Genomic DNA, 22,836 nt, shown 5'->3' on the forward strand with positions numbered 1-22,836 from the left:
GGTTGCCCCGGCGACCAGTCCGGCCACTTCGGACGTGACCGCCCCGGTGCAGCAACCGCAATCCGCCCCCGCCGCCCCTGCCAGTCGGCAGGCTGCCCCGGCCACCCCGTCCGCCCGACCCGATCAGGGGGTGGGTGCGCCCGTACGGCAGGAACAGCAGGACCCACAGGAACGGCAGGATCAGCTGGACCGGCAGGATGAAGGCCTGCGTACCGTGCCCACGAGCCGTTCGGCGCGGTCCGGCGGGCGTGACCGCGCAGCACCACCCGAAATCGAGGATGCGCGCGAGGGGCTGCACCGCTACGACCCCGACACCTTCGATCCCGACGCCACCACGCCGGACGGGCGGGGCGGCGACGACGGCGTGGTGCCGCCGTTGCGGCGCTTCCCGAACGTGGCCCCGGAGGACGGACAATGAGCCCCATCGACCGACGCTTGATCACCCACATGAACTGGGGCCTGGTGGGCTTCACCGCGCTGCTGTTCCTTTTCGGGGTGGCCAACCTGTACTCGGCCAGCGGCGTGCGCATGGAAGACGGCATCGTGGTCTCCACGTTCTACCAGAAGCAACTGCTGTGGGGGCTGATGGGGCTTGGCGGCATGGTCTTCTTCATGCTGTTCGACTACCGGCACATGAAAAGCCTGGCCTTGCCGCTGTTCATCATCACCATGATCCTGCTGGCCGCCATCCCCGTGTTCGGCAAGGTGGTGTATGGCGCGCGGCGCTGGCTGCCGCTGGGGTTCATGAACCTGCAACCCAGCGAGGTGGCCAAGATCGCCATCCTGATCATGGGGGCGCGCTTTCTGTCGCGCAGCCGCGAGCCGCTGGGCTGGAAGGGGCTGTTCGAGGTGCTGGCGCTGGGCTGCCTGCCCGCCGGGTTCATCGTCATGCAGCCGGACCTTGGCACCACGCTGCTGCTGCTCATGCTGCTGGGCGGCATTACCCTGTTCCACGGGGTGAAGCCGGGCGTGCTGAAGACCTGCCTGGTGGTGGTGCCCTCCATGCTGCCGCTGGCGTGGTTTCGCCTGCACGACTACCAGAAGCAGCGTATCATGACCTTTCTCGACCCCGGCAACGACCCGCTGGGGGCGGGGTACCACATCATCCAGTCGCAGATCGCCATCGGTTCGGGCCAGCTGTGGGGCAAGGGGTTTCTGGGGGGCACGCAAAGCCAGCTGCGCTTTCTGCCGGAAAAGCACACCGACTTCGCCCTGGCCGTGCTGGGCGAAGAATGGGGCTTCATCGGGTGCGTGCTGCTGGTGGTGCTGTTCTGCCTGTTCCTGCTCAGCATCTTCAACACCGCGCGCGATGCCAAGGACCGCTTCGGCAGTTATCTGACGGTGGGGGTATTCTTCTATTTCTTCTGGCAGATACTGATCAACATGGGCATGGTCATGGGGCTCATGCCGGTGGTGGGTGTGCCCCTGCCATTCATCAGCTATGGCGGCAGCGCAACCCTGGTCAATTTCAGCCTGATTGGGATCGTGCTCAATGTCTCCATGCGGCGATTCATGTTCAAGACCTCGTGATTGCTGAAACTACGAAGCGCGACAGCGTTGCACTTTCGCTCACAAAGGAGGCGACACACATGGCAAGGGACGAGATAAACGCCTTCCTCGGGGCAGGCACCGTATACCAGGGCCAGCTGAGTTTTCAGGGCGCGGTGCGCATAGACGGCAACTTCGTGGGCGAGGTGCATTCCGAGGGTACGCTCATCGTGGGCAAGGACGCCAACGTGGAGGGCCAGGTGCGCGTGGGCCAGCTGATCCTGTCGGGCCGGGTCACCGGAGAGGTGACTGCCCAGCGCAAGGTGATCCTGCACCGTACCGGCAACCTGAACGGCAATCTTTCCACCCCCGTGCTGGTGATGGAAGAGGGCGCCGTCATCGAGGGGCGCATCTCCATGCAGCCTGCGGAAAAGACGGAATAAACCCTCATCGTTCACATGCCTTTCATCGCCGCCTTCGGGCGGCTTTTTCATTTGTGTCGGAATGACGGCGGGTTGGCTTCCAGAAGACTGTTTGGAAAGGAAAAAAGACTTTGACACCCCCGTGGTAATCAGCTAAATCCTACCCGACTTTGAGCTTAAATTCACAACCTCACCAAGGGAGCAGGCATGATCGATCTGAACATCACCTTCTTCTTCCAGTTGGTGAACTTCCTTGTGACGCTGGTTGTCCTGAATGCCATCCTCATCCGGCCGGTGCGGGGTATCATCAGACAGCGGCGTGACAAGATGTCCGGTCTTCTCGGCGAATCGGAGCAGTTCGCCGGGCAGGCCGACACCAAGCTGAAGAATTACGAGGCCACCCTTGTCAAGGCCCGCGCCGAAGCCACGGCCGAGCGCGACAAGGCCCGCGCCGAGGGTGTGGCCCGGGAGCAGGTGATCCTGGCCGATGCCGGCAGGCAGGCCCAGGACTACCTCGAAAAGTCCCGTCAGGAGGTGGCCGCGCAGGTGAAGACCGCCATGGACGCCCTGAAGGGGCAGGTCGACGCGCTGGCCGCCAAGGCTACCGCCAAGGTGCTGGGCTAAGACTCCACGTCAGTGCGCAACAGCAAGGAGGGATCGGCGTTGAAAGGGCTGAAACACAGTGCAGCGGCGCTCGGACTGGTGCTTGTCACCGCCGGCGTGGCGCTGGCCTCCGATGGCGGAGGCGAGCACCAGGCCGACTGGGGCAACTTTGCCTTCCGTGTCGCCAACTTCGTCATCTTCATCGGCATCATTTACTGGGCCGCGGGCAAGAAGATTGTGGGCTTCTTCTCCGGTCGCAGGAAGGGCATCGAGCAGGAACTGAACGACCTTGAAAGCCGCAAGGCCGAGGCCGCGAAGAACCTGGCCGATGTGGAGCGCCGCATCGCCAACCTTGAGCAGGAGCGGCAGTCCATTCTCGCCGAATACCGCGCCCAGGGCGAAGCCATGCAGGCCGCCATCATCGAAAAGGCGGAAAAGACCGCCTCCCAGATCACCGAGCAGGCCGCGCGCACGGCCGAAAACGAGATCAAGCAGGCCATGGAGACCATGCGCGCCGAGATGGCCGACCAGATCATTGCCGCCGCCGAAAAGATGCTTCAGGAAAAGCTCACTGGTGAGGAGCACGAGAAGCTCATCGACAAATACTTAACGAAGGTGGTGCTCAATTGACCGGCAACATCGTAGCTCGCAGATACGCTCGTGCGCTTTTTGCGCTGGGCGCGAAATCGGGCGTCGGTGAGCTCGATAAGCTCGGCAGCGACCTTGCCGCGCTTGCCGGGGCTCTCGACGCGGCGCCCGAACTTGGCCGCATCTTCCGCAATCCCATCATCACCGTCGATGAGAAGCGGAACGTCATCCTCAAACTGGTCGAGAAGTACGGCGTCAGCGCCACCGTCCGCAATTTCTGTCTGCTGCTGACGGACAAGGGGCGCCTGGACTGCCTTTCCGACATACAGGCCTTCTACGGCGTTCTCCTCGACGCCGAAAAGGGCGTCATCCGCGGCGAGCTGATGACGGCCGTTGAACTTGCGGAAGCAAAGCGCGCACAGGTCAAGGCGGCTCTTGAACAGCAGGCCGGACGCAAGCTGGAACTCACCTTCAGCGTGAACAAGGACATCCTTGGCGGCGTCGTGCTGAAGGTCGGCGACCGGGTGCTGGATGCCAGTCTGCGCGCGCAGTTAGGTATCCTCAAAGACAACATCAAGAGGGGTGAGTAGGGCTATGCAGATCAAAGCCGAAGAAATCAGCAAGATCATCGAAGAGCAGATCCAAAGCTATGAGCAGCGGGTCGAGATGAGCGAAACCGGCACCGTCCTTTCGGTCGGTGACGGTATTGCGCGCGTCTACGGCGTCCGTAACGCCATGGCCATGGAACTGCTCGAGTTCCCCGGCGGTCTCATGGGCATGGTGCTGAACCTTGAAGAGGACAACGTGGGTGTTGCTCTTCTGGGTGAAGACACCGGCATCAAGGAAGGCGACCCGGTCAAGCGTACCGGCAAGATCTTCTCGGTTCCCGTGGGTGACGAGGTCATGGGCCGCGTGCTCAACCCCCTCGGCCAGCCCATCGACGGCCTGGGCCCGCTGGAAGCCAAGGAGTTCCGCCCCGTGGAACTGAAGGCCCCCGGCATCATCGCCCGTAAGTCGGTGCACCAGCCCATGCCTACCGGCATCAAGGCCATCGACGCCATGACGCCCATCGGCCGCGGCCAGCGCGAACTGATCATCGGCGACCGCCAGACCGGCAAGACCGCCGTGTGCATCGACGCCATCCTGGCCCAGCGCGATACCGGCATCCGCTGCTTCTACGTGGCCATCGGCCAGAAGAAGGCGACGGTTGCCCTGGTGGCCGACACCCTGCGCAAGCACGGTGCCATGGAATACACCACCATCATCTCCGCCACCGCGTCGGAACCCGCGCCGCTGCAGTTCATCTCGGCGTACTCCGGCTGCACCATGGCCGAGTTCTACCGCGACAAGGGCGACCACGCCCTGATCATCTACGATGACCTGTCCAAGCAGGCCGTGGCCTACCGCCAGATGTCGCTGCTGCTCCGCCGTCCTCCGGGGCGTGAAGCCTACCCCGGCGACGTGTTCTACCTGCACTCGCGCCTGCTGGAACGCGCGGCCAAGGTCAACGATTCGCTGGGCGCCGGTTCGCTGACCGCCCTGCCGATCATCGAAACCCAGGCCGGCGACGTGTCCGCGTACATCCCGACCAACGTTATTTCCATCACCGACGGTCAGGTGTACCTGGAACCCAACCTGTTCAACGCGGGCATCCGCCCCGCCATCAACGTCGGTCTGTCGGTGTCCCGAGTGGGCGGCGCCGCGCAGATCAAGGCGATGAAGCAGGTTGCCGGCACCATGCGTCTGGACCTTGCCCAGTACCGCGAACTGGCTGCCTTCGCGCAGTTCGGTTCCGACCTTGACAAGGCCACCAAGCAGAAGCTTGACCGCGGCGCGCGCCTGGTGGAACTGCTGAAGCAGCCCCAGTACCAGCCCATGCCCGTCGAACAGCAGGTCGCCTCCATGTACGCCGCCACCCGCGGCCTGATGGACGACGTGCCCGTGCTGGCCATTCGCAAGTTCGAAGCCGAAATGCTCGACTTCCTCAAGAACTCGAAGGCCGACATCCTGAACGACATCAAGACCAAGAAGGCTCTCGACGCGGACATCGAAGACCGCCTGAAGGCAGCTGTTGCCGAGTTCAAAAAGGGCTTCCAAGCCTAGGCGGGAGGTAACCGATGCCTTCTTTGAAAGACGTCAAGGTCAAGATCGCCGGGGTCAAGAAGACCAAGCAGATCACCAAGGCCATGAACATGGTGGCCTCGGCGAAGCTGCGCGGTGCCCAGCAGCGCATAGAACGGTTCCGCCCTTACGCGTCCAAGTTCTATGACATGCTGGGAGACCTGGCGAGCAAGGCGGACAGCTCCGTCCACCCGCTTCTGGAAGTGCGCGAGGAAATCAAGACGTGTGGGATCGTCCTCGCCACCTCGGACCGCGGGCTGTGCGGCAGCTTCAACTCCAACCTCATCACCACCGCCCTGAAGCTGGCCGCCAAAAAGGCCGCGGAAGGCAAGAAGGTCAAGTTCTACTGCGTGGGCAAGAAAGGCCGCGATGCGGCCCGCAAGACCGACCACGAGGTCGCCATGGCGCTTGCCGACCAGATGGGCAGCTTCGACTTCCAGCTCGCCAACCGGATCGGGCTCGATGTCATCAATGCCTACCTGACGCGTGAACTGGACGAAGTGATCATGGTCTACGGCGAGTTCGTGAGCATGGCCAAGCAGTTGCCCATCGCGCTGCCCATCCTGCCCATCGCTCCCAAGGAAGAGGAGGCCGCCCCGGCTGCCCCCGCATCCAACAAGGAGTACATCTACGAACCCGCCGTGGAGGGCCTGCTGGCCGAACTGCTGCCCCGCTTCATCAAGGTGCAGCTGTATCGCGGTCTGCTCGACACCTCCGCCAGCGAGCACGCGGCGCGCATGGCCGCCATGGATAACGCCACGCGCAGCTGCGACGACATGATCGGTTCCCTGACGCTGCTCTTCAACAAGACGCGGCAGGCTTCGATCACGCGCGACCTCATGGACATCGTCGGTGGCGCCGAGGCGCTGAAAGGCTAATAAGGGAGCGTACACACATGAGTGCTAACATTGGCAAGATCGTTCAGGTCATCGGCGCCGTCGTGGACGTCGAGTTCCCGAGCGGCAACCTGCCGAACATCTTGAGCGCGTTGGACATCAAGAACCCCAACAACAGCGACGCGCCCCAGCTGGTCTGCGAAGTTGCCCAGCACCTCGGCGACAACGTCGTCCGCACCATCGCCATGGACGCGACCGAAGGTCTCGTGCGCGGCATGGAAGCGGTGGACACCGGCAAGCCCATCATGGTGCCTGTCGGCAAGGCGTCGCTTGGTCGCATCATGAACGTGGTGGGTCGTCCCGTTGACGAAATGGGCCCCATCGATACCGACAAATACCTGCCCATTCACCGTCCGGCGCCGGAGTTCACCGAGCAGAACACCAAGGTGGAACTGCTCGAAACCGGCATCAAGGTCGTTGACCTGCTCATCCCGTTCCCCAAGGGCGGCAAGATGGGCCTGTTCGGCGGCGCGGGCGTGGGCAAGACCGTTATCCTCATGGAAATGATCAACAACATCGCGAAGCAGCACGGCGGCATCTCCGTGTTCGCGGGTGTTGGCGAGCGTACCCGTGAAGGGAACGACTTGTACCACGAAATGAAGGACGCCGGCGTTCTGGAGAAGGCCGCGCTCATCTACGGCCAGATGAACGAACCGCCAGGAGCCCGTGCCCGCGTGGCCCTGACCGCCCTCGCCTGTGCGGAATACTTCCGTGACATCGAGAACCAGGACGTGCTGCTGTTCGTCGACAACATCTTCCGCTTCACCCAGGCGGGTTCGGAAGTGTCGGCACTGCTCGGCCGCATGCCCTCGGCGGTGGGTTACCAGCCCACCCTGGGCACCGACCTTGGCGGCCTGCAGGAACGCATCACCTCCACGGTCAAGGGCTCGATCACCTCGGTCCAGGCCGTGTACGTGCCCGCGGACGACCTTACCGACCCCGCGCCTGCCACCACCTTCTCGCACCTTGACGGTACGCTGGTGCTTTCGCGTCAGATCGCGGAACTCGGCATCTACCCCGCGGTGGACCCGCTCGACTCCACGTCGCGCATCCTCGACCCCAACGTGGTCGGCGCCGAGCACTACTCGGTGGCCCGCGCGGTGCAGCAGGTTCTGCAGAAGTATAAGGATCTGCAGGACATCATCGCCATTCTCGGCATGGACGAACTGTCCGACGAAGACAAGCTGACCGTCGCCCGCGCGCGCCGCATCCAGCGCTTCCTGTCGCAGCCGTTCCACGTGGCCGAAACCTTCACCGGCACGCCCGGCGTGTACGTGAAGCTGGAAGACACCATCAAGGCGTTCCGGGGCATCCTGAACGGTGACTTCGACCACCTTGCGGAAGGCGACTTCTACATGGTGGGCGGCATCGAGACGGCCCTTGAAAAGTACAAGAAGCGCCAGGAGCAGCAATAAGGAGTGACCCATGGAAAAGTCGCTCCATCTCGAAATCGTCACGCCTGACAGGCTCGTGCTCAGCGAGAAGGTCGACTATGTGGGCGCCCCCGGCTACGAGGGCGAATTCGGCATCCTGCCGAACCACATTCCCTTCCTTTCCGCGCTGAACATCGGCAGCCTGTACTACAAGGCTGGCGGCAAGACGCACTGGATCTTCGTGTCCGGCGGATTTGCCGAGGTTTCGGACAACAAGGTGACCGTGCTGGCCGAATCGGCGGAACGCGCAGAGGACATCGATCTCGAACGCGCCCGCAAGGCCAAGGAACGTGCCGAGCAACGCCTGGCCCAGGCCAAGGAAAAGCTCGACAGCGCACGGGCCCAGGCCGCCCTGCAACGCGCCCTGGCGCGCATGCGGGTACGCGGCGCGGCCTAGCGCACCGCACGCCCGGTCAAACCGGTCAAAGACGACATGCGACGGCCCGGAGGGAAACCTCCGGGCCGTTTGCGTTTGTCGTTGCAGATGGGCTTTGCCGCAGCGCAGGGTGGCGGGCGGTATTCTGCCATGGGGCTAAGGGCGGTGTCGCTGATGCGGGAACCCGCACGGTGGATGACGCCGCCGCTGCAGTCACCCCTATTGTCGCCGTCCTGTTGCCGCCGCCCCTTTGCCGCGCGGCCTCCGGCATTTGAACGGCATGGTGTCGCAAGCCTTTCAAATGAAAGCCGGGCCGGAAGGCCGGCCCGGCATGCAGGCTGAATGCGACGCCCTTTGAAGCGCCGTTGCTGCCGTTGCATACATCGACATGCCGTAACGCAACGGGCGATTTTTGTTGGCGGGTCTACCCCAGGGCCCTGGCGGCAATGGAGCGGAACAGTTTCAGGCTGTGCGGCTCGTTGCGGAATTCCGCCGAAGGCACCTTGGCGGCGGCGTCGCCGTGGCGCTTGTACACGGCGGCGGCCTTTCCGGCCGAGATGTTCTTGCCGCCGGGGCAGACAACGTTGCCCGAAGGGCTGAGGGTGCAGCCCATGGCGGTGGCGGCTTGCATGAATTTGTGAGCGAATTCTTCCGGTTTCATGTATCCTCCCAGGTCGCGGTGTTGCGAGAAGGGCCCGCCGCCAGGCCCGCGCTCCGGTTGGCAGCAGGGCGGGCGGCAACGGGCGGAACCATGTCCGTTGCGGGGAAAATGCGGGGGAGTGCCCCGAAGTTTCCCACTGACACCATAAAGCCACACCGGGCACCAACCGTCAAGTTGGCGAAAACCGGTCCCGCGGGCGTTGCCGTTGACCGTCCGGCATGTGGGCGCCTGCGAGGGCGGCGTGCGTCCGGTTTGCAGCATCGCGCATCAGTTTTTTCAGCAAAAAGCGTTGACACGCTAATGGTAATTGTTACTGTGTAGTCGAGTGATGTTTCCTCAGCCATCCTCTCTCCTTCACATTGGCGACGGTTCACCTGCGGGCCGGGAGTGGCAGCCCGGCCCGCTCAGGTGACCGGAAGCCCGCAGCAGCGGGGAAGCGGATCACGTGATGTTTCTTGCAACGGGCGGCATGCAGGCCGCCTGGCACGCGCAACCTTACGGCAGGAGTGACCCATGCAAGACCTGAAGACGCTCGGCCACATGGATATCGACTGGAATCTCAGCCCCGAGCACGCCGTTACCATGTACCTGGAGTGGGGCAACAACAACTGGCATGCGGAATATCCCCCGGTGCGTTCCAAGGACGACTATTCCACCTACTTCGTGGTGGACACCTGGGGGCCGCGTCCGGTGGTGCGCTTGGTGCGCCGCAACTCCGAGGCGGCGGAAGACATTTACAGCGCGCCGCTGCCCGAACGGCTGGCCAATCTCTTTCTGGCCGAGTTCGGAGACCTGCGCGGCATCTACGAGCCCACCCCCGAAATCAAGGAATGGCTGCGGCACGAGATGGGCCTGGCCTAGAAAGTGTTCCGTCTGCGTGCGGCACGCCAATCAGCCCGCCTGACAAGTTTTCCTGGGTTGTCCATGCATTGACCTGACATCTCGCATCATCTTTCCTCCATCCTCGGCAGCGATGGCAAGGATCCCCCTTCGGCCCCGGCTTTGTGTCGGGGCCGTCGGTGTTTGAGCGGCTGAGGTTGTGACGGGCACCCGTCGTGGTTGAGAACTCGTGTCGCGTGCCGCTGGTGCGCGCAATCGGTACTGCGCGTCGCGGTATGACAGCGGGCGCCCCTCATGGACAAGATGCACACTGGGCTGCATTCTGGTTGCCGCTCCACAGGTATCGTATCGGCAGCGGCTGGGCGTGACCGGCCAATCTGCTGTTCAGGCTGCGTGTTGGCATGGTACATGCGCCATGAACAAGCGCATATTGTTTCTTCCTCGGAGGATGCGTGCTGCGTTTTCATCCTGAAAGGACGAAGATCGTATTTCTTGACCTGGAATTCTATGTGCCGGAACAGGACAGGGGACGCAGTTCGCCCAGCGGCATGCGGTATTCACCGGTATTGCCGGACCACAAGATACTGGGCGGAACCTTCCTTACCTATCTTCCAATGCGCAACCATGTGGAAGGGGTGCACGGCATCTGGGAGTGGCAGCACGGCGCAGAAAAGGAAGCCCTGCGCCAGATGTATCGCCTGTTGTGCCGCGAGTGGCTGAGCATTCTGGGCAAGGAAGACCATGGGGCCCTCATGTTGGGGGGCATTGGTATTTCTCATAGCGATATTCCGGCACTGTTTGCCCGCTGTGCACAATTCGGCATCGATACCCCCCATAGGCTGCACGATGTGTTTTACGGCAGCAGGCAGTTGGATCTTTCCGCCATCTCGTACTGCCAATTCACCGGCGGTTGGCCCTACTTCGCCTATCCGAAGACCAAGCGGGAACTGTACGCGAAGTATCTGAAGCAGAAGTCCCCCGAATCAGGAAAGCAGGTCTGGCAATGGTACGAGTGCGGGCAGCACGCCCGTATCGAAAAAAGATGTCGCGCTGAAATCATGTCCACGCTGGCCATTTACAGGGCCATGTTCGATCTCCGGCGCAAGACGGAAGGCGATCTCAAGCGCTTGAAACGTTACGAGAAGGGGCAGCCAGAAGACCAGTAGTTCATGTGGAGCGCCTGTGCCCCTGCTCTGGCGGACGCTTCCTGTCGTGCGACGCTTCCTGGGGGCCGACCGTAGCGGTTGCGGCATGGCCTGTCTTCCCGCCGCCCGCCTCCCGGGGACGTGCGCGGACCCGTGCCTTCGCCTGCGCGGTTCGTGCGCTTTTTCCGCCCCGCAATCCCGCATTTTTTCCCCTCGGTGCACATCCTTGCACGAAAAAATGGCTTCCCCCTCTTTACGACCGGCAACCCCGCCTTACTATTCACACCAGCCAACGCCGGAACGGCTCGCACCGGGACGGCGGCCAGCGCAAGATCACTTCGCGACATGCTCGCGTACCCTTTGAGGAGGAAGACAATGGGCAAGATCATCGGCATCGACCTCGGGACCACCAACTCCTGCGTCTACGTGATGGAGGGCAAGGATCCCAAGTGCATCACCAACCCCGAAGGCGGGCGCACCACGCCCTCCATCGTGGCCTTCACCGACAAGGAGCGCCTTGTCGGCGACATCGCCAAGCGCCAGGCCGTCACCAACCCCGAGCGGACGGTGTTCGCCGTAAAGCGCCTGATGGGCCGCAAGGGCGACGCCCCCGAAGTGAACAACTGGAAGACCCACAGCCCCTACCGCATCGTGGCGGGCGCCAACGGCGATGCCGCCGTTGAAGTGCAGGGCCGCCAGTACTCCGCCGCCGAAGTTTCGGCCATGATCCTCGGCAAGCTGAAGGCCGACGCGGAAGCGTACCTGGGCGAAACCGTGACCGACGCGGTCATCACCGTGCCCGCCTACTTCAACGACGCCCAGCGCCAGGCCACCAAGGACGCGGGCCGCATCGCGGGCCTCGAAGTCAAGCGCATCATCAACGAACCCACCGCCGCCTCGCTGGCCTACGGCTTCGACAAGAAGGCCAATGAGAAGATCGCGGTGTTCGACCTTGGCGGCGGCACGTTCGACATTTCCATCCTCGAGGTGGGTGACAACGTCGTGGAAGTGCGCGCCACCAACGGCGACACCTTCCTGGGCGGTGAAGACTTCGACCAGCGGATCATCAACTACCTTGTGGAAGAGTTCCGCCGCGAGAACGGCGTCGACCTCTCCAAGGACCGCATGGCGTTGCAGCGCCTGAAGGAAGCGGCGGAAAAGGCCAAGAAGGACCTTTCCACCTCCATGGAAACGGAAATCAACCTGCCCTTCATCACCGCAGACCAGAACGGTCCCAAGCACCTGATGATGAAGCTTTCGCGCGCCAAGCTCGAAAAGCTGGTGGAAGACCTGGTGGACCGCACCATCGAGCCGTGTCGCAAGGCGCTGGCCGACGCCGGCCTTTCCGCCGCGCAGATCGACGAGGTGGTGCTGGTGGGCGGCATGACCCGCATGCCCCTGGTGCAGAAGAAGGTGGGCGAGTTCTTCGGCAAGGAACCCAACCGCTCGGTGAACCCCGACGAAGTGGTGGCCATGGGCGCCGCCATTCAGGGCGGCATCCTTGCGGGCGACGTGAAGGACGTGCTGCTGCTGGACGTGACCCCGCTGTCGCTGGGCATCGAGACCCTGGGCGGCGTGTTCACCCGGCTCATCGATCGCAACACCACCATCCCCACCCGCAAGAGCCAGACCTTCACCACGGCGGCGGACAACCAGCCCTCGGTGTCCATCCACGTGCTGCAGGGCGAACGCCCCATGGCCGGTGACAACATGACCCTGGGCCGCTTCGAACTGACCGGCATTCCCCCGGCCATGCGCGGCACCCCGCAGGTAGAGGTCACCTTCGACATCGACGCCAACGGCATAGTCAACGTGTCGGCCAAGGATCTCGGCACCGGCAAGGAACAGTCCATCCGCATCACCGCCTCTTCCGGCCTGTCGGAAAGCGAAATCCAGCGCCTGATCAAGGAAGCGGAGTCGCACGCCGACGAGGACAAGAAGAAGCAGGAACTCATCGAGGCCCGCAACCAGGCCGACGGCCTGATCTACGGCACCGAAAAGTCCATCGCCGACCTTGGCGACAAGCTTGACGCCGCCACCAAGACCGACATCGAGGGCAAGATCGAAGCCCTGAAAAAGGTCATGGACGGCAGCGACGTTGCGGCCATCAAGTCCGCGTCCGAAGAACTGTCGCGCGCCTCGCACAAGCTGGCGGAACAGCTGTACCAGCAGAGCCAGCAGGGCCAGCCCGGCGCCGGTCCCGAAGCGGGGCATGACGGGGGCCAAGCCGGTTCCGCCAAGGGCGACGACGACGTGGTGGACGCCGACTACACCGAAGTGAAGAAGTAACCGGTCGTCCCTTGCCCGCGCCAGCGCAGGCAGGGACGGAATGCTCCGGGGCGCGCCCGCGCCCGACCTGGTCTTTCGGGATGCCGGTCGGGACGCAAGGCGCGCCCTGCTTGCATTCCGGGGCCACAATGTATAGCCTGACGCGATTCGCCGCGGGGCCTGCCGGTGCAGCGCCCCTGTTTCGCGGCCCGGGTTTCGCCCCTGCGCCGGTCCCCGCCTTCGGCGCTTTTTCCGGGTGGCAAACCGCACGCCAGGCCGCAGGCCACGTCGTGCGGCCCCGTGCGGGCACATCCGGCAAGCAACGGTCCACCCCATGGTGCACGCGATGGTGCACACCACGGTACCCACGATGCAGCACGTTCTTTCGCGCGCCACGGTCCTTGCCCTGCTCGCGCTCATGGTGCTTTCCGCCGCCGGGTGCGGCGGCAAGCGGTCCATCATCATCCCGCAGGAACCCGTCACCCCGCAGGTGCAGCCGGTGCGGCGCTCGGCGCTGGACGAAGGCAACGAAGCCCTGAAACGCGGCGACGCGGCCACGGCTGAGCGCATCTTCGGCATGATGACGGCGCGCACCGACATCACGCCCGAAGAACGCCTGGGCGCGTGGCGCGGCTACAGCATGGCCGCCGAGGCCAATGCCCACCCCAATCTGGCCCTGGACGGCCTGGAGGGGTGGCGCAGGCTGGATCCGGCTGCCGATGCCGGGCAGGACTGGCAGGACACCTGGTACCGCGCCATGTCCCGCATTTCGCGGACAGAAAGCCGCCAGCGCGCCACGGCGGTGTTCGGCGATACCGCGCGTCCTTGGGGGCTGCGCGCGCAGGCCGGGCTTATAGTGGCCACCCGGCAGTGGGAGGGGGGCGACATTTCCGGTTCCCTCCAGACCCTGTCCAGCCTGTGGGCCCAGGCGGGCGCGCAGGCCGGTGGGGCCGCCGGAAGCCAGTCCTTCCGCGCCGCGTTGGAAAACCGCCTGTTCGACGAACTGAAGCGTTCCGACAACGCCACGGTGGAGCAGCTTGCCGCCGCCGTGACCCCGGAGAACGAAGGCCGCTACCCCTACAACATCATCGAACTGGAGTCGGCCCGACGCATGGCCGCCGCCAACGCCGGTTCGCTGCGCGCGCTGGAAACCCTTACCCGGTTGCAGCGCAGCGGCAATTTCAACGACCCCAACCTTCTCGGCACCGTGCTGACGCCGCTGGAGCAGAGCGGCATGCGCGCCTCGCGCACCGTGGCCCTGGCCCTGCCCATGACCGGCGCCTTCGGCAACATCGGGTGGAAGATCTCGCGCGGGGCGGGCGCCGCCCAGTGGGAGCTTTCGCGCACCGGCATGGAGGTCGAGGTGGTGGTGCTGAACACCGAATCGCCCGACTGGCTGGACAGGCTGGCCGCCCTGCCGCCCCAGTGCGTGGTGGTGGGCGGGCCGTTGCGCACCAACAGCTTCGGCGCCGCCAAGGAACGCGGCCTGACCGGCCAGCGCGCCTTTTTCACCTTTCTGCCGCAACTGGATGGCGGCGAAGAAGGCCGCGTGGCGTGGCGCTTCTTCACCAGCCCCGACGACCAGGTCAACGCGCTGCTGGGCTTCACCCAGGAATTCCTGGGCGTGACCAGCTACGGCGTGCTGCACCCCGACGACGCCTTTGGCGGCAAGATGGCCTCGCTCTTTGCCGAGCGCGCCCGCGCGCGCGGCTCCAGCGTGGCCTCCACCATGTCCTACCCGGCGAGCAGGCATCAGGAGTGGAACCGCATCGCGGGCAGCTTCGTGAAGGTGCGCACCATCAACAGCTACCCGGTGCCCGGCGCCACCTTTGAAGCCACCTTCCTGCCCGACAGCTGGAAGAACACCGAGATGCTGGTGCCCAATCTGTTCTTTCACGGCGAGGACCGGCAGGTGCTGCTGGGCACAGCATTGTGGGAGCAGGGGCTGGCCGGGCAGAAGAGCGTGGACGTGCGCAACTTCGGGCTGGCCGTGTTTCCCGGCGCCTGGAACGGGGCGCAGGTCACGCCCGCCGGAGATGCGCTGGCGCGTACCCTGCGCGAGGCAGGCAACCCCGACGCCCCCGACTTCTGGGTGGGCCTTGGTTACGATTTCGTGCGCTTTGCCTCCAACATGGGCCTGCCGGAAAAGGGCTGGACCCCGGCGGAGGTCAACCGCCGCCTGGCCGACGCCCAGCGCATGCAGTGGGCCATGGGCGCCCTGCACTGGAGCGCCGACGGCCACGCCTCGCAGGACCTGTTCCTGTTCACGCCCGTATCCGACGGCTTCAAGCCCGTGGAGCCCACCGAGTTCCGCCAGAAGCTGGAACGCACCCGCGAGCGTCACGAGGCCCGCGCCAAGGCCGCGGTCACCGCAACCCCGCAATAATCCGTACGCCATACAGGACCGATCATGACCACCATCAGCACCGATCAGGTGGCCGCCATCGCGCGGCTGGCCCGGCTGGCCCCGGACGAAGCGCAGCTTGCAACCTTTGCCCGGCAGTTCGGCGACATCCTTGGCTACATGGAGATGCTGAACGGCCTCGACACCACCGGCGTCGAGCCGCTGTACAGCCCCGTGCAGCACGCCACGGCCCTGCGCCCCGACGAGGCCGCCCCGCGCTGCACGCGCGAGGATGTACTGCGGAATGCGCCGGAGGCCGATACCGAATTCTTCATCGTACCCAGGATCGTTTAGTCGGTGCGGGGATTCCGCGCCGTGGCGGCGTCAGGCTGCGCACGGTGGGGTTCGAAATACGACAAGAGTATTCCTTCACCCCACCGTGCTTGCCTTCCTTGCCACGACACGGACTTCCCGCACCTGACGCGCGGAGGCGCGACGGGGTAAAGGCAGGAAGACCGAGCGGCGACGCACTGGACGCGCGGAGGCGCACAGCTGGAAGAAAAGAGGGCCTCCTCTCCTGAGCCGGAAATCCGCCGCGTCGGTCGTGCCGACACGACGGGTAAAGGCAGGAAGACGGAGCGGCGACGCACCTGACGCGCGGAAGTGCGTGGCGCGGTTGCCGATGCCTGTCAGGCCCGGTGGCAGGCAATGCAGGGGGACCGGGGGATCAAGTTCCCCCGGCGGGGTTCGGGGCGGCGCCCCGATTCCTTACCCTGCTCTCGTGCGGATATTTTCCGGAAAGTTCACAGACAAGCCTCCGCGCAGGCGGCGGCATGCACAGCCAAGGATAGTGAGATGTCCGATACGTCCACCGCAATCGTTTCCCTGTCGCTGGCCGAAGTGCGCGACCGGCTGGCCCGGCGCGAACTGACGGCGGAGCAGGTCACCGCCGCGTGTCTTGACCGCATCACGGCCACCGAGCCTGCCATTGCCGCGCTGCTCGTCACCAGAGGCGAAGGAGCCCTGGCCGAAGCCCGCGCTCTGGACGCAGCCGGGCCGGACCCGGCAAAGCCCCTGTGGGGCGTGCCGTTGACGGTCAAGGACGCCCTGACCACGGCGGGCACCCGCACCACCTGCGGCTCGCGCATCCTCGGCGACTTCACCCCGCACTACGACGCCTTTGCCGTGGGCAAGTTGCGTGAGGCCGGTGCGGTGATCCTGGGCAAGGCCAACATGGACGAATTCGCCATGGGGTCGTCCACCGAAAATTCCGCCTTCGGCCCCACCCGCAACCCGTGGAACGTGGCGCGCGTGCCGGGCGGCTCCAGCGGCGGTTCCGCCGCCAGCGTTGCCGCAGGGCAGTGCTTCGGGTCGCTGGGCACCGACACCGGCGGCTCCATCCGTCAGCCCGCATCCCTGTGTGGCTGCGTGGGCCTGAAGCCTACCTACGGGCGCGTGTCGCGCTTCGGGCTGGTGGCCTACGGTTCGTCGCTGGACCAGATCGGTCCGCTGACCCGCACCGTGGAGGACGCGGCCCTGCTGCTGTCGGTCATCGCCGGGCACGACCCGCGCGACGCCACCAGCGCCGCCCTGCCCGTGGACGACTACATGGGCGCGCTGGCCGCCCGCAAGGACCTGTCCGGGGTGCGCATCGGCGTGCCGCGGGAATTCCGGGGCGACGGCATCGACCCCGAGGTGTCCGCCGCCTGCGAGGCCGCGCTGGACACGGCCAGGGGGCTCGGCGCCACCATCGTGGACGTGGAACTGCCGCACACCCCCTACAGCATCGCGGCGTACTACATCATCGCCCCGGCAGAGGCCAGTTCCAACCTGGCCCGCTTCGACGGGGTGCGGTACGGCCGCCGGGCGGAAAGCCCGCGCGACCTGGCCGACCTGTACGTGCGCTCGCGCGCGGAAGGTTTCGGCGACGAGGTGCAGCGGCGCATCATGCTGGGCACCTACGTGCTGTCGTCCGGCTACTACGACGCCTACTACCGCAAGGCCGCGCAGGTCCGCCGCCTGATCCGCGAGGACTACGAGAAGGCCCTTGCCCGGTGCGACGTGCTGTGCGGCCCGGCATCGCCGGTGACGGCGTGGGGTCTTGGCGAACTGACCAGCGACCCGCTGAAGATGTACATGATGGACGTGTTCACCCTGTCGCTGAACCTGGCGGGCCTGCCGGGCCTGTGCATTCCCGTGGGCATGGGCAGCCGTACCGGCATGCCCGTGGGCCTGCAGATGCTGGGCCGGGCCTTTGGCGAGGGCGACCTGCTGGCGGCGGCCAACGTGCTGTCCGGCGCGCTGGGCGTGCCGGGGGTGGCGCCAGCCATTTCCGCCACCGCAGTTGGGGCAGGCGCGTAAGCGCGCCCGGATGACCGCACCCCGTACCACGGCAGCGCACGCAGCATGAAGATCGCCGTCGCACTCAGCGGAGGCACCGACAGCCTGTTCGCGCTCCTGCTTCTGCTGGAGCAGGGGCAGGACGTGTTCGGCCTGCATGCGCGCTTTCTGCCGCCACAGCCCGGCAAGCCGGATCCCACCGAGGCCATCGGCGCCATGTGCGCCCGCCTTGGCGTGGATTTCCATGCCGTGGACCTGGCCGACGCCTTCGAAGAGGCGGTGGTGATCCCGTTCATCGAGGAATACGTGGTGGGCCGCACGCCCAACCCGTGTGCCCGGTGCAACGCCGACATGAAGTTCGGCCTGCTGCTGGATGCCGCGCATGCCCTTGGCGCGGCGCGTCTGGCCACGGGCCATTACGTGCGCCAGTTGCGCCATCCGGAATGGGGCATGACCCTGCAACGCGGGACGGACCCGGCCAAGGACCAGAGCTACTTCCTGTCGCTGGTGGAGCGTGCCCGGCTGGAGCAGGCCGTGTTTCCGCTGGGCAACTGGCGCAAGGAACAGGTGAAGGCAGAACTGGTGAAGCGGCACATCGTGCCGCCGCTGCCGTCGGAAAGCCAGGAAATCTGCTTCGTGCCCGACGATGACTACCGTGCCTTCCTGCGTTACCGGCAGGTGCGCCTGCCCGGGCCCGGCCCCATAGTGACCATGCGCGGCCGCAAGATCGGCAGCCACAAGGGGCTGTGGCAGTACACCGAGGGCCAGCGGCGCGGCCTGGGCATTGCCTGGGAGGAGCCGCTGTACGTGGTGGGCAAGGACATGGAGAACAACGTGCTGCTGGTGGGCGGGCGTGAACACCTGGTCGCGCGCGGCTGCCTGGCCGAGGACGTGAACCTGCTGGTGGACCCTGCCGACTGGCCCGCCGAGATCAGCGTGCGCACCCGTTACCGCCAGGCCCCCCAGCCCGCGCGGGTAACCGTGGGCGCCACCGGCATGGCCGTGCGCTTTCGCGAGCCGCAAACACCGCCCGCTCGCGGCCAGGTGGCGGCGGTGTACGATGCCGAAGGGCACGTGCTGGCTGGGGGCGTCATTCTGGGGCCAGTGTAGCGGGCTGCCGCGTCTTCGCATGAGGGAGGCAACGCCGCAAGGTGTCAGCCCGCATTCGCATCGCCGCGTTCTTTCGGACGCGGCGTTCTTGCGTTTGCGGCAGTGGCGCGCCGGGGGTAGCCCCAACGCATCGCGCCGCCCCGTCTGTCCGAATGGGCGAGACGGGGCGGCGCGACACGGAGAACATGTGACCCGGTTCAGCAGGCTTTGGGCAGGGACATGACCGATGGATGGGCATCCGGGTGGCTGGCGGTGGCTGCCAGCACGCGCGGCGCGGATACGGCGCTGAGGGCGCCCTGCAGCACGTCGGTATCCAGCGGTTTGGGCAGTACTGCGTCCGCGCCCATGAGGTGGGCGGTGCGGATGGCCGATTCCATGTCCATGACCGGGGTGCCGCCGGACATGGCGATGACCTTCACGCCCGGAAACTCGCGCCGCAGTTGCGCAATGGTGGCCAGGCCATCCTGCTCTGGCATGATGATGTCGGTAATCACCACGTCCGCCGGGGTCGTGCGCTGACAGGTCATGCACGTGCGACCATTGTCCGCAGTGACCACCTCGTGCCCCCAACTGCACAGCAGGGCTTCGAGAAAGCACAGCGTCACGGCATCATCGTCCACGACCAGTATCCGCACCTTGACCTCCGGTGGGCTGCGGGACTGCCCGCAGGGTGATGGCGCGCCGGTTGGGCGCGTGGGGCGTGCCTGTTGCCGGGTTGCTTCCGCCCGGCACCACAGGACGCCATGCGACTCAAGGCCGCTACTGTCGACGGCCAGCCTGTTTCGGCTGGTGTCAGGCCAGAGCCGGGCCTGTATGTACCCTGGGTGCAGGGTTAGCGTTCGGCAGACAGGCGCAGGGGCAGCAGGGGGCGATGGATTTCCGCGCCGCCCGCATCGGGTTCCAGGCGGTAGCCCAGTTGCCGCGCCATGTATTCCAGCGGTCGGATGTTGCCGGTGTGCTTCATGATTTCAAGCAACGTTTCCACGCCCAGCTTGGCCCCGGTATCGTACGGATTGATTTCGCGCAACAGGGTGGAGTAAGGCTTGCCTATTTCCTTGGCCAGGGCCTTGGCCGGGGTGGGGCTGTCCAGCACGATGCCATGGACGATCTTGGTCAATTCGGAAAGCATGAGCGGTCTCCTGGTTGGTGATCTGGAGCTACACACTCAGGCCATATCAAAAGTCGTACCATGGCGTTATTTTTATGATTAATCAATTAAAAAAGGCAATTGAAAAACATGACATTGGAAGTCGAGTAGGTTTTGTAAACTTTGAAGATGTTTTGTCTTGTAAAAATTTACAATGTTACTTTTTATCGGGCGCACCGTCATCCACCCATTGGCGCATCACCCCGTGCTTGCGCAACAGCGCGTACAGCCGCTGGCGCGACAGCCCGGCCATGCGGGCGGCCCTGGTGATGTTGCCCTCGCTGGCCAGCAGCAGATGGTGCAGGTAGCCCTTTTCCACGCTGCCAAGGGCGGCGTTGCGGTAGTCCTTCCAGGCCTGGGGCGTGCCGCACGAGGGCTGACGCGCGGGGGAAGGTTCGGCGGGACAGGGTGGGGGGCCATCCGGTGCCGCCGGATGCGGCATGCAGGCTTTGCCCGGCGCAAATCCGCCCAGTCCCCATTGTACGGCCTGATCAGCCATGCCGGGCATTGCCGTGGCTGCCGCCGCACAGGTCGCATTGGCCTTCCCGACCATGGCGGGGATGCCGGGGGGGGCGGCCCCCGCACCGGGCGCCAGCCTGTGGCGCACCATGCGGGCGCGCAACGGCACGGGCAGGTGTTCCAGTTGCACCACCGGCTCCTCGCGGGCCAGCAGCAGCGCCCCCTCCACCACGTTGACCAGTTCGCGCACGTTGCCGGGCCAGTCATGCGCGGCCAGGGCCTCGAACACTTCAGGGTCGAAGCCCTTGGCGCCGATGCCGTCGCGGCGGCAGATGCGTTCCGCGTGGGTGGTGACCAGTTCGCGGATGTCCTCCTTGCGTTCGCGCAGGGGGGGCAGTTGCAGTTCCACGGCTTGCAGGCGGAACAGCAGATCCTTGCGAAAGGCCCCGCGCTCGGCCATGCCCGGCAGGTTGCGATTGGTGGCGGCCACCAGACGGAAGTCGCTTTCCACCTCTTCCTTGCTGCCGATGGGCCGGAAACGCCGCTCCTGAAGCACGCGCAGAAAGGCCTTTTGCTGGGCCAGGGGCAGTTCGCCCACCTCGTCCAGGAACAGGGTGCCCCCGTGCGCCTGGCGGATGAGTCCGGCGCGCGACTCCATGGCGCCGGTGAACGCACCGCGCTGGTAGCCGAACAGTTCGCTTTGCAGCAGCGAGCGCGACAGGGCCGCGCAGTCCAGTGTGATGAACGGCCCGGAGGCGCGGCGGCTGTTGCGGTGCAAGGCCCGCGCGAACAGTTCCTTGCCGGTGCCCGTTTCTCCGGTGATGAGCACGGCGGCGTCCCCCATGGCTGCCTCGGCCAAGCGTTCCAGGCAGGCGGCCAGACGTTGGCTGGCCCCCACGATGCCCCCGGTGTCCAGCGGGCGGCGCAACTGGCGCGTCTGCCGGTTGCGGTGGCGCAGGGCGCGGTCCAGGGAGAAGCGCATCTGCTCCAGCGAGGCGGGCTTTTCCACGTAGTCCCACGCCCCGTCGGTGATGGCCAGTTCAGCGCCGTCCGGATCGCCCGCGGCGGTGACGATGATGATTTCGGGCGGGCTGGCCATGTGACGCAGCCGGGGCAGCATGTCCAGGCCGTTGCCGTCGGGCAGGCGCACGTCCAGGAACACGGCGTCGAACACGTCGCGTTCCAGCAGGCGCGCACCGTCCGCCAGCGAATGGGCGGCGGACGAGGCGTGCCCCTCCATCTCCATGGCCGAGCGCAGCATTTCGCAGAACAACTCGTCGTCGTCGATGATGAGCACATTGGCCATGCGTCAGGCTCCTGGGGCAGGCTCAGTCGGCCACGGGCAGCAGGATGTCCACCATGCAGCCAAGGCCCGGCCCCGTCGTGATGTCCAGTCGTCCGCCATGGGCCCGCACGATGCCCGCGGCGCGGGCCAGGCCGCGTCCCTTGCCCTCGTGCCGGGCCTTGGTGGAAAAATAGGGGTCGCGCATGCGGCACAGGGTGTCCGCATCCATGCCCTTGCCGGTGTCGCGCACGCGCACGCGCACCCAGCGCCCGGGCAGGCGGGGCGAGCCCGGGACCAGGGTGGTTTCCACCAGGATGCGCCCGGCGGGGGTGTCGTCACTGCTGACCGTGTATGCTGGGGGAGCGGGGTGGGCCGGGTGAACAGCATGAGTCCGTGCGGACGTGGCGGCCTGCGAGGCTCTGCCCGTGCCGTCAGGCGATCGTGCGGTGCGCGTCTGGTCCGTATCCGCGCCCAGCACTGCCCAGGCGGCGTTGCGCCATATCTCGGCAAAGGCTTCGCGCAGGCGGGCCGCATCCACGCGCACTGGTGGCAGTCGGTCGGGGTGGGGGGGCTGCCCGGGAGTGCCGGGCTGGCCGGTGCCGACCGGGACCGGCGGGATCGGCGGGGAGGATGGGGGGTGTCGCTCCGGGGGCAGTCCGCAGGAGACGGCCCACCGGGTGTCGGGGGGCAGTCCGTCCGCGAGTTCGGCGCACCATGCGGTGACCAGGGCATGCAGGTCGACCGGCTCCGTGTTCAGGTCCATCCGCCCGGCAATGGACTGGGCAAAGGCGATGACCTCGCGGGCGCGCTGGCAGCCCAGCATGATGTTGTCCAGGCTGCGCAGCACCATGGGGTCGGTGGCGTGCGGGGTGGCAGGCGCGGCGTGCAGCCGCGAGATGGCGATTTCCGCGAAGCCGAGGATGGAGGCCACCACGTTGCCGAAATCGTGCGCCAGCCCCACGGACAGCGCGTCCAGCGCCTGGCGCAGGTGGGTGTCCGGCACCGGGCGGGGCGCGGAGCTGGCGGAGCTGGCAGGACTGGCAGGGGCGTGATGACCATCCAGGTCCGGTCCGCCCGTCTCGTCCGGTTCGTCCGGTGCATGCGGCATATCCGGGGGGGCTGTCCGGTCTGGCAGGTCGGGGGCGTGCAGTTGCAGCAGCACCCCGGTGCGTCCGTGGGGCGCTGGGGGGGAGTTGCCTTCGGCGGCAGTGTCGCGCGGGTCTCGCAGGGGTGGGCAACCGGGTATGGCCCGGGCCTCGGCGGATGGCAGGGTGCGCACCAGCATGCCGCCCCGCACACCGGCGGGGCGT

The 22,836-nt window shown here is 65.8% G+C and carries 21 protein-coding genes and 1 pseudogene; 17 read left to right on the forward strand and 5 right to left on the reverse strand.

The window, feature by feature from the left end:
• From FVW20_RS06320 to FVW20_RS06365, 10 genes and pseudogenes are all read left to right on the forward strand, one after another.
• A pseudogene (locus FVW20_RS06320) lies at positions 1–418 on the forward strand (penicillin-binding protein 2); the annotation flags it as partial.
• Entirely contained in the window at positions 415–1,530 is a 1,116-nt protein-coding gene (gene rodA / locus FVW20_RS06325; RefSeq protein ID WP_196608767.1) for a rod shape-determining protein RodA, read from the forward strand. The pseudogene FVW20_RS06320 and the gene rodA, both read left to right, overlap by 4 nt.
• A 59-nt stretch (positions 1,531–1,589) precedes the next feature.
• On the forward strand, positions 1,590–1,931 hold the full coding sequence (locus tag FVW20_RS06330) for a bactofilin family protein (protein ID WP_196608768.1): 342 nt from the start codon (positions 1,590–1,592) through the stop codon (positions 1,929–1,931).
• A gap of 186 nt (positions 1,932–2,117) precedes the next feature.
• Positions 2,118–2,534 carry a F0F1 ATP synthase subunit B gene (locus FVW20_RS06335; RefSeq protein WP_196608769.1) on the forward strand — a complete coding sequence of 139 codons (417 nt, stop codon included), beginning with the start codon at positions 2,118–2,120 and terminating at the stop codon, positions 2,532–2,534.
• Positions 2,535–2,573: 39 nt separating this feature from the next.
• Positions 2,574–3,143, forward strand: coding sequence for a F0F1 ATP synthase subunit B (locus FVW20_RS06340; protein ID WP_196608770.1), 570 nt, complete (start codon positions 2,574–2,576; stop codon positions 3,141–3,143).
• Positions 3,140–3,691, forward strand: a complete 552-nt coding sequence (gene atpH, locus FVW20_RS06345) for an ATP synthase F1 subunit delta (protein ID WP_167125396.1) — start codon at positions 3,140–3,142, stop codon at positions 3,689–3,691. The genes FVW20_RS06340 and atpH overlap by 4 nt, the downstream gene beginning before the upstream one ends.
• 4 nt (positions 3,692–3,695) lie before the next feature.
• Positions 3,696–5,204, forward strand: a complete 1,509-nt coding sequence (atpA, locus tag FVW20_RS06350; protein WP_015946451.1) for a F0F1 ATP synthase subunit alpha — start codon at positions 3,696–3,698, stop codon at positions 5,202–5,204.
• Between the two features lie 14 nt (positions 5,205–5,218).
• Positions 5,219–6,100: a F0F1 ATP synthase subunit gamma gene (locus tag FVW20_RS06355; RefSeq protein WP_167125398.1), complete on the forward strand. Its 882-nt coding sequence runs from the start codon at positions 5,219–5,221 to the stop codon at positions 6,098–6,100.
• Between the two features lie 17 nt (positions 6,101–6,117).
• The gene (atpD, locus tag FVW20_RS06360) at positions 6,118–7,533 is read left to right on the forward strand and encodes a F0F1 ATP synthase subunit beta (RefSeq protein ID WP_167125400.1); all 1,416 of its coding nucleotides are present in this window, start codon (positions 6,118–6,120) and stop codon (positions 7,531–7,533) included.
• 10 nt (positions 7,534–7,543) lie between these two features.
• Positions 7,544–7,948 carry a F0F1 ATP synthase subunit epsilon gene (locus FVW20_RS06365; protein ID WP_167125402.1) on the forward strand — a complete coding sequence of 135 codons (405 nt, stop codon included), beginning with the start codon at positions 7,544–7,546 and terminating at the stop codon, positions 7,946–7,948.
• 403 nt (positions 7,949–8,351) lie between these two features.
• On the opposite strand, the gene FVW20_RS06370 is transcribed toward FVW20_RS06365, so the two are convergent.
• Entirely contained in the window at positions 8,352–8,588 is a 237-nt protein-coding gene (locus FVW20_RS06370; protein WP_167125404.1) for a hypothetical protein, read from the reverse strand.
• A 513-nt stretch (positions 8,589–9,101) separates the two neighbouring features.
• On the opposite strand from FVW20_RS06370, the gene FVW20_RS06375 reads away from it, so the two are divergent.
• The 7 genes from FVW20_RS06375 to mnmA all read left to right on the forward strand — a co-directional run bounded on the left by FVW20_RS06375 (position 9,102) and on the right by mnmA (position 18,635).
• Positions 9,102–9,449, forward strand: a complete 348-nt coding sequence (locus FVW20_RS06375) for a DVU0772 family protein (RefSeq protein ID WP_167125406.1) — start codon at positions 9,102–9,104, stop codon at positions 9,447–9,449.
• Between the two features lie 431 nt (positions 9,450–9,880).
• Positions 9,881–10,594 carry a hypothetical protein gene (locus FVW20_RS06380; protein WP_196608771.1) on the forward strand — a complete coding sequence of 238 codons (714 nt, stop codon included), beginning with the start codon at positions 9,881–9,883 and terminating at the stop codon, positions 10,592–10,594.
• Between the two features lie 354 nt (positions 10,595–10,948).
• Complete coding sequence (gene dnaK / locus FVW20_RS06385; RefSeq protein ID WP_196608772.1) at positions 10,949–12,862, forward strand: molecular chaperone DnaK; 1,914 nt, start codon at positions 10,949–10,951, stop codon at positions 12,860–12,862.
• A gap of 349 nt (positions 12,863–13,211) precedes the next feature.
• Positions 13,212–15,227 (forward strand): type 1 periplasmic-binding domain-containing protein, encoded by a 2,016-nt coding sequence (locus FVW20_RS06390; protein ID WP_231038921.1) that lies wholly within the window; start codon positions 13,212–13,214, stop codon positions 15,225–15,227.
• 24 nt (positions 15,228–15,251) lie between these two features.
• Entirely contained in the window at positions 15,252–15,539 is a 288-nt protein-coding gene (gatC, locus tag FVW20_RS06395; RefSeq protein WP_196608773.1) for an Asp-tRNA(Asn)/Glu-tRNA(Gln) amidotransferase subunit GatC, read from the forward strand.
• A gap of 501 nt (positions 15,540–16,040) precedes the next feature.
• Entirely contained in the window at positions 16,041–17,546 is a 1,506-nt protein-coding gene (gene gatA / locus FVW20_RS06400; protein WP_196608774.1) for an Asp-tRNA(Asn)/Glu-tRNA(Gln) amidotransferase subunit GatA, read from the forward strand.
• A 45-nt stretch (positions 17,547–17,591) separates the two neighbouring features.
• Positions 17,592–18,635 carry a tRNA 2-thiouridine(34) synthase MnmA gene (mnmA, locus tag FVW20_RS06405; RefSeq protein WP_196608775.1) on the forward strand — a complete coding sequence of 348 codons (1,044 nt, stop codon included), beginning with the start codon at positions 17,592–17,594 and terminating at the stop codon, positions 18,633–18,635.
• A 197-nt stretch (positions 18,636–18,832) separates the two neighbouring features.
• On the opposite strand, the gene FVW20_RS06410 is transcribed toward mnmA, so the two are convergent.
• The 4 genes from FVW20_RS06410 to FVW20_RS06425 form a co-directional block, all read right to left on the reverse strand.
• Positions 18,833–19,270, reverse strand: a complete 438-nt coding sequence (locus FVW20_RS06410; RefSeq protein WP_196608776.1) for a response regulator — start codon at positions 19,268–19,270, stop codon at positions 18,833–18,835.
• Between the two features lie 197 nt (positions 19,271–19,467).
• On the reverse strand, positions 19,468–19,764 hold the full coding sequence (locus tag FVW20_RS06415) for a phage regulatory CII family protein (protein ID WP_196608777.1): 297 nt from the start codon (positions 19,762–19,764) through the stop codon (positions 19,468–19,470).
• Between the two features lie 175 nt (positions 19,765–19,939).
• Positions 19,940–21,547, reverse strand: coding sequence for a sigma-54-dependent transcriptional regulator (locus FVW20_RS06420; protein ID WP_196608778.1), 1,608 nt, complete (start codon positions 21,545–21,547; stop codon positions 19,940–19,942).
• Positions 21,548–21,569: 22 nt separating this feature from the next.
• Positions 21,570–22,836: sensor histidine kinase (locus tag FVW20_RS06425; RefSeq protein WP_196608779.1), on the reverse strand; the 1,267-nt coding region annotated here is incomplete at its 5' end.

This window comes from Nitratidesulfovibrio oxamicus (genome assembly GCF_015731765.1).
GTDB lineage: Bacteria > Desulfobacterota > Desulfovibrionia > Desulfovibrionales > Desulfovibrionaceae > Cupidesulfovibrio > Cupidesulfovibrio oxamicus.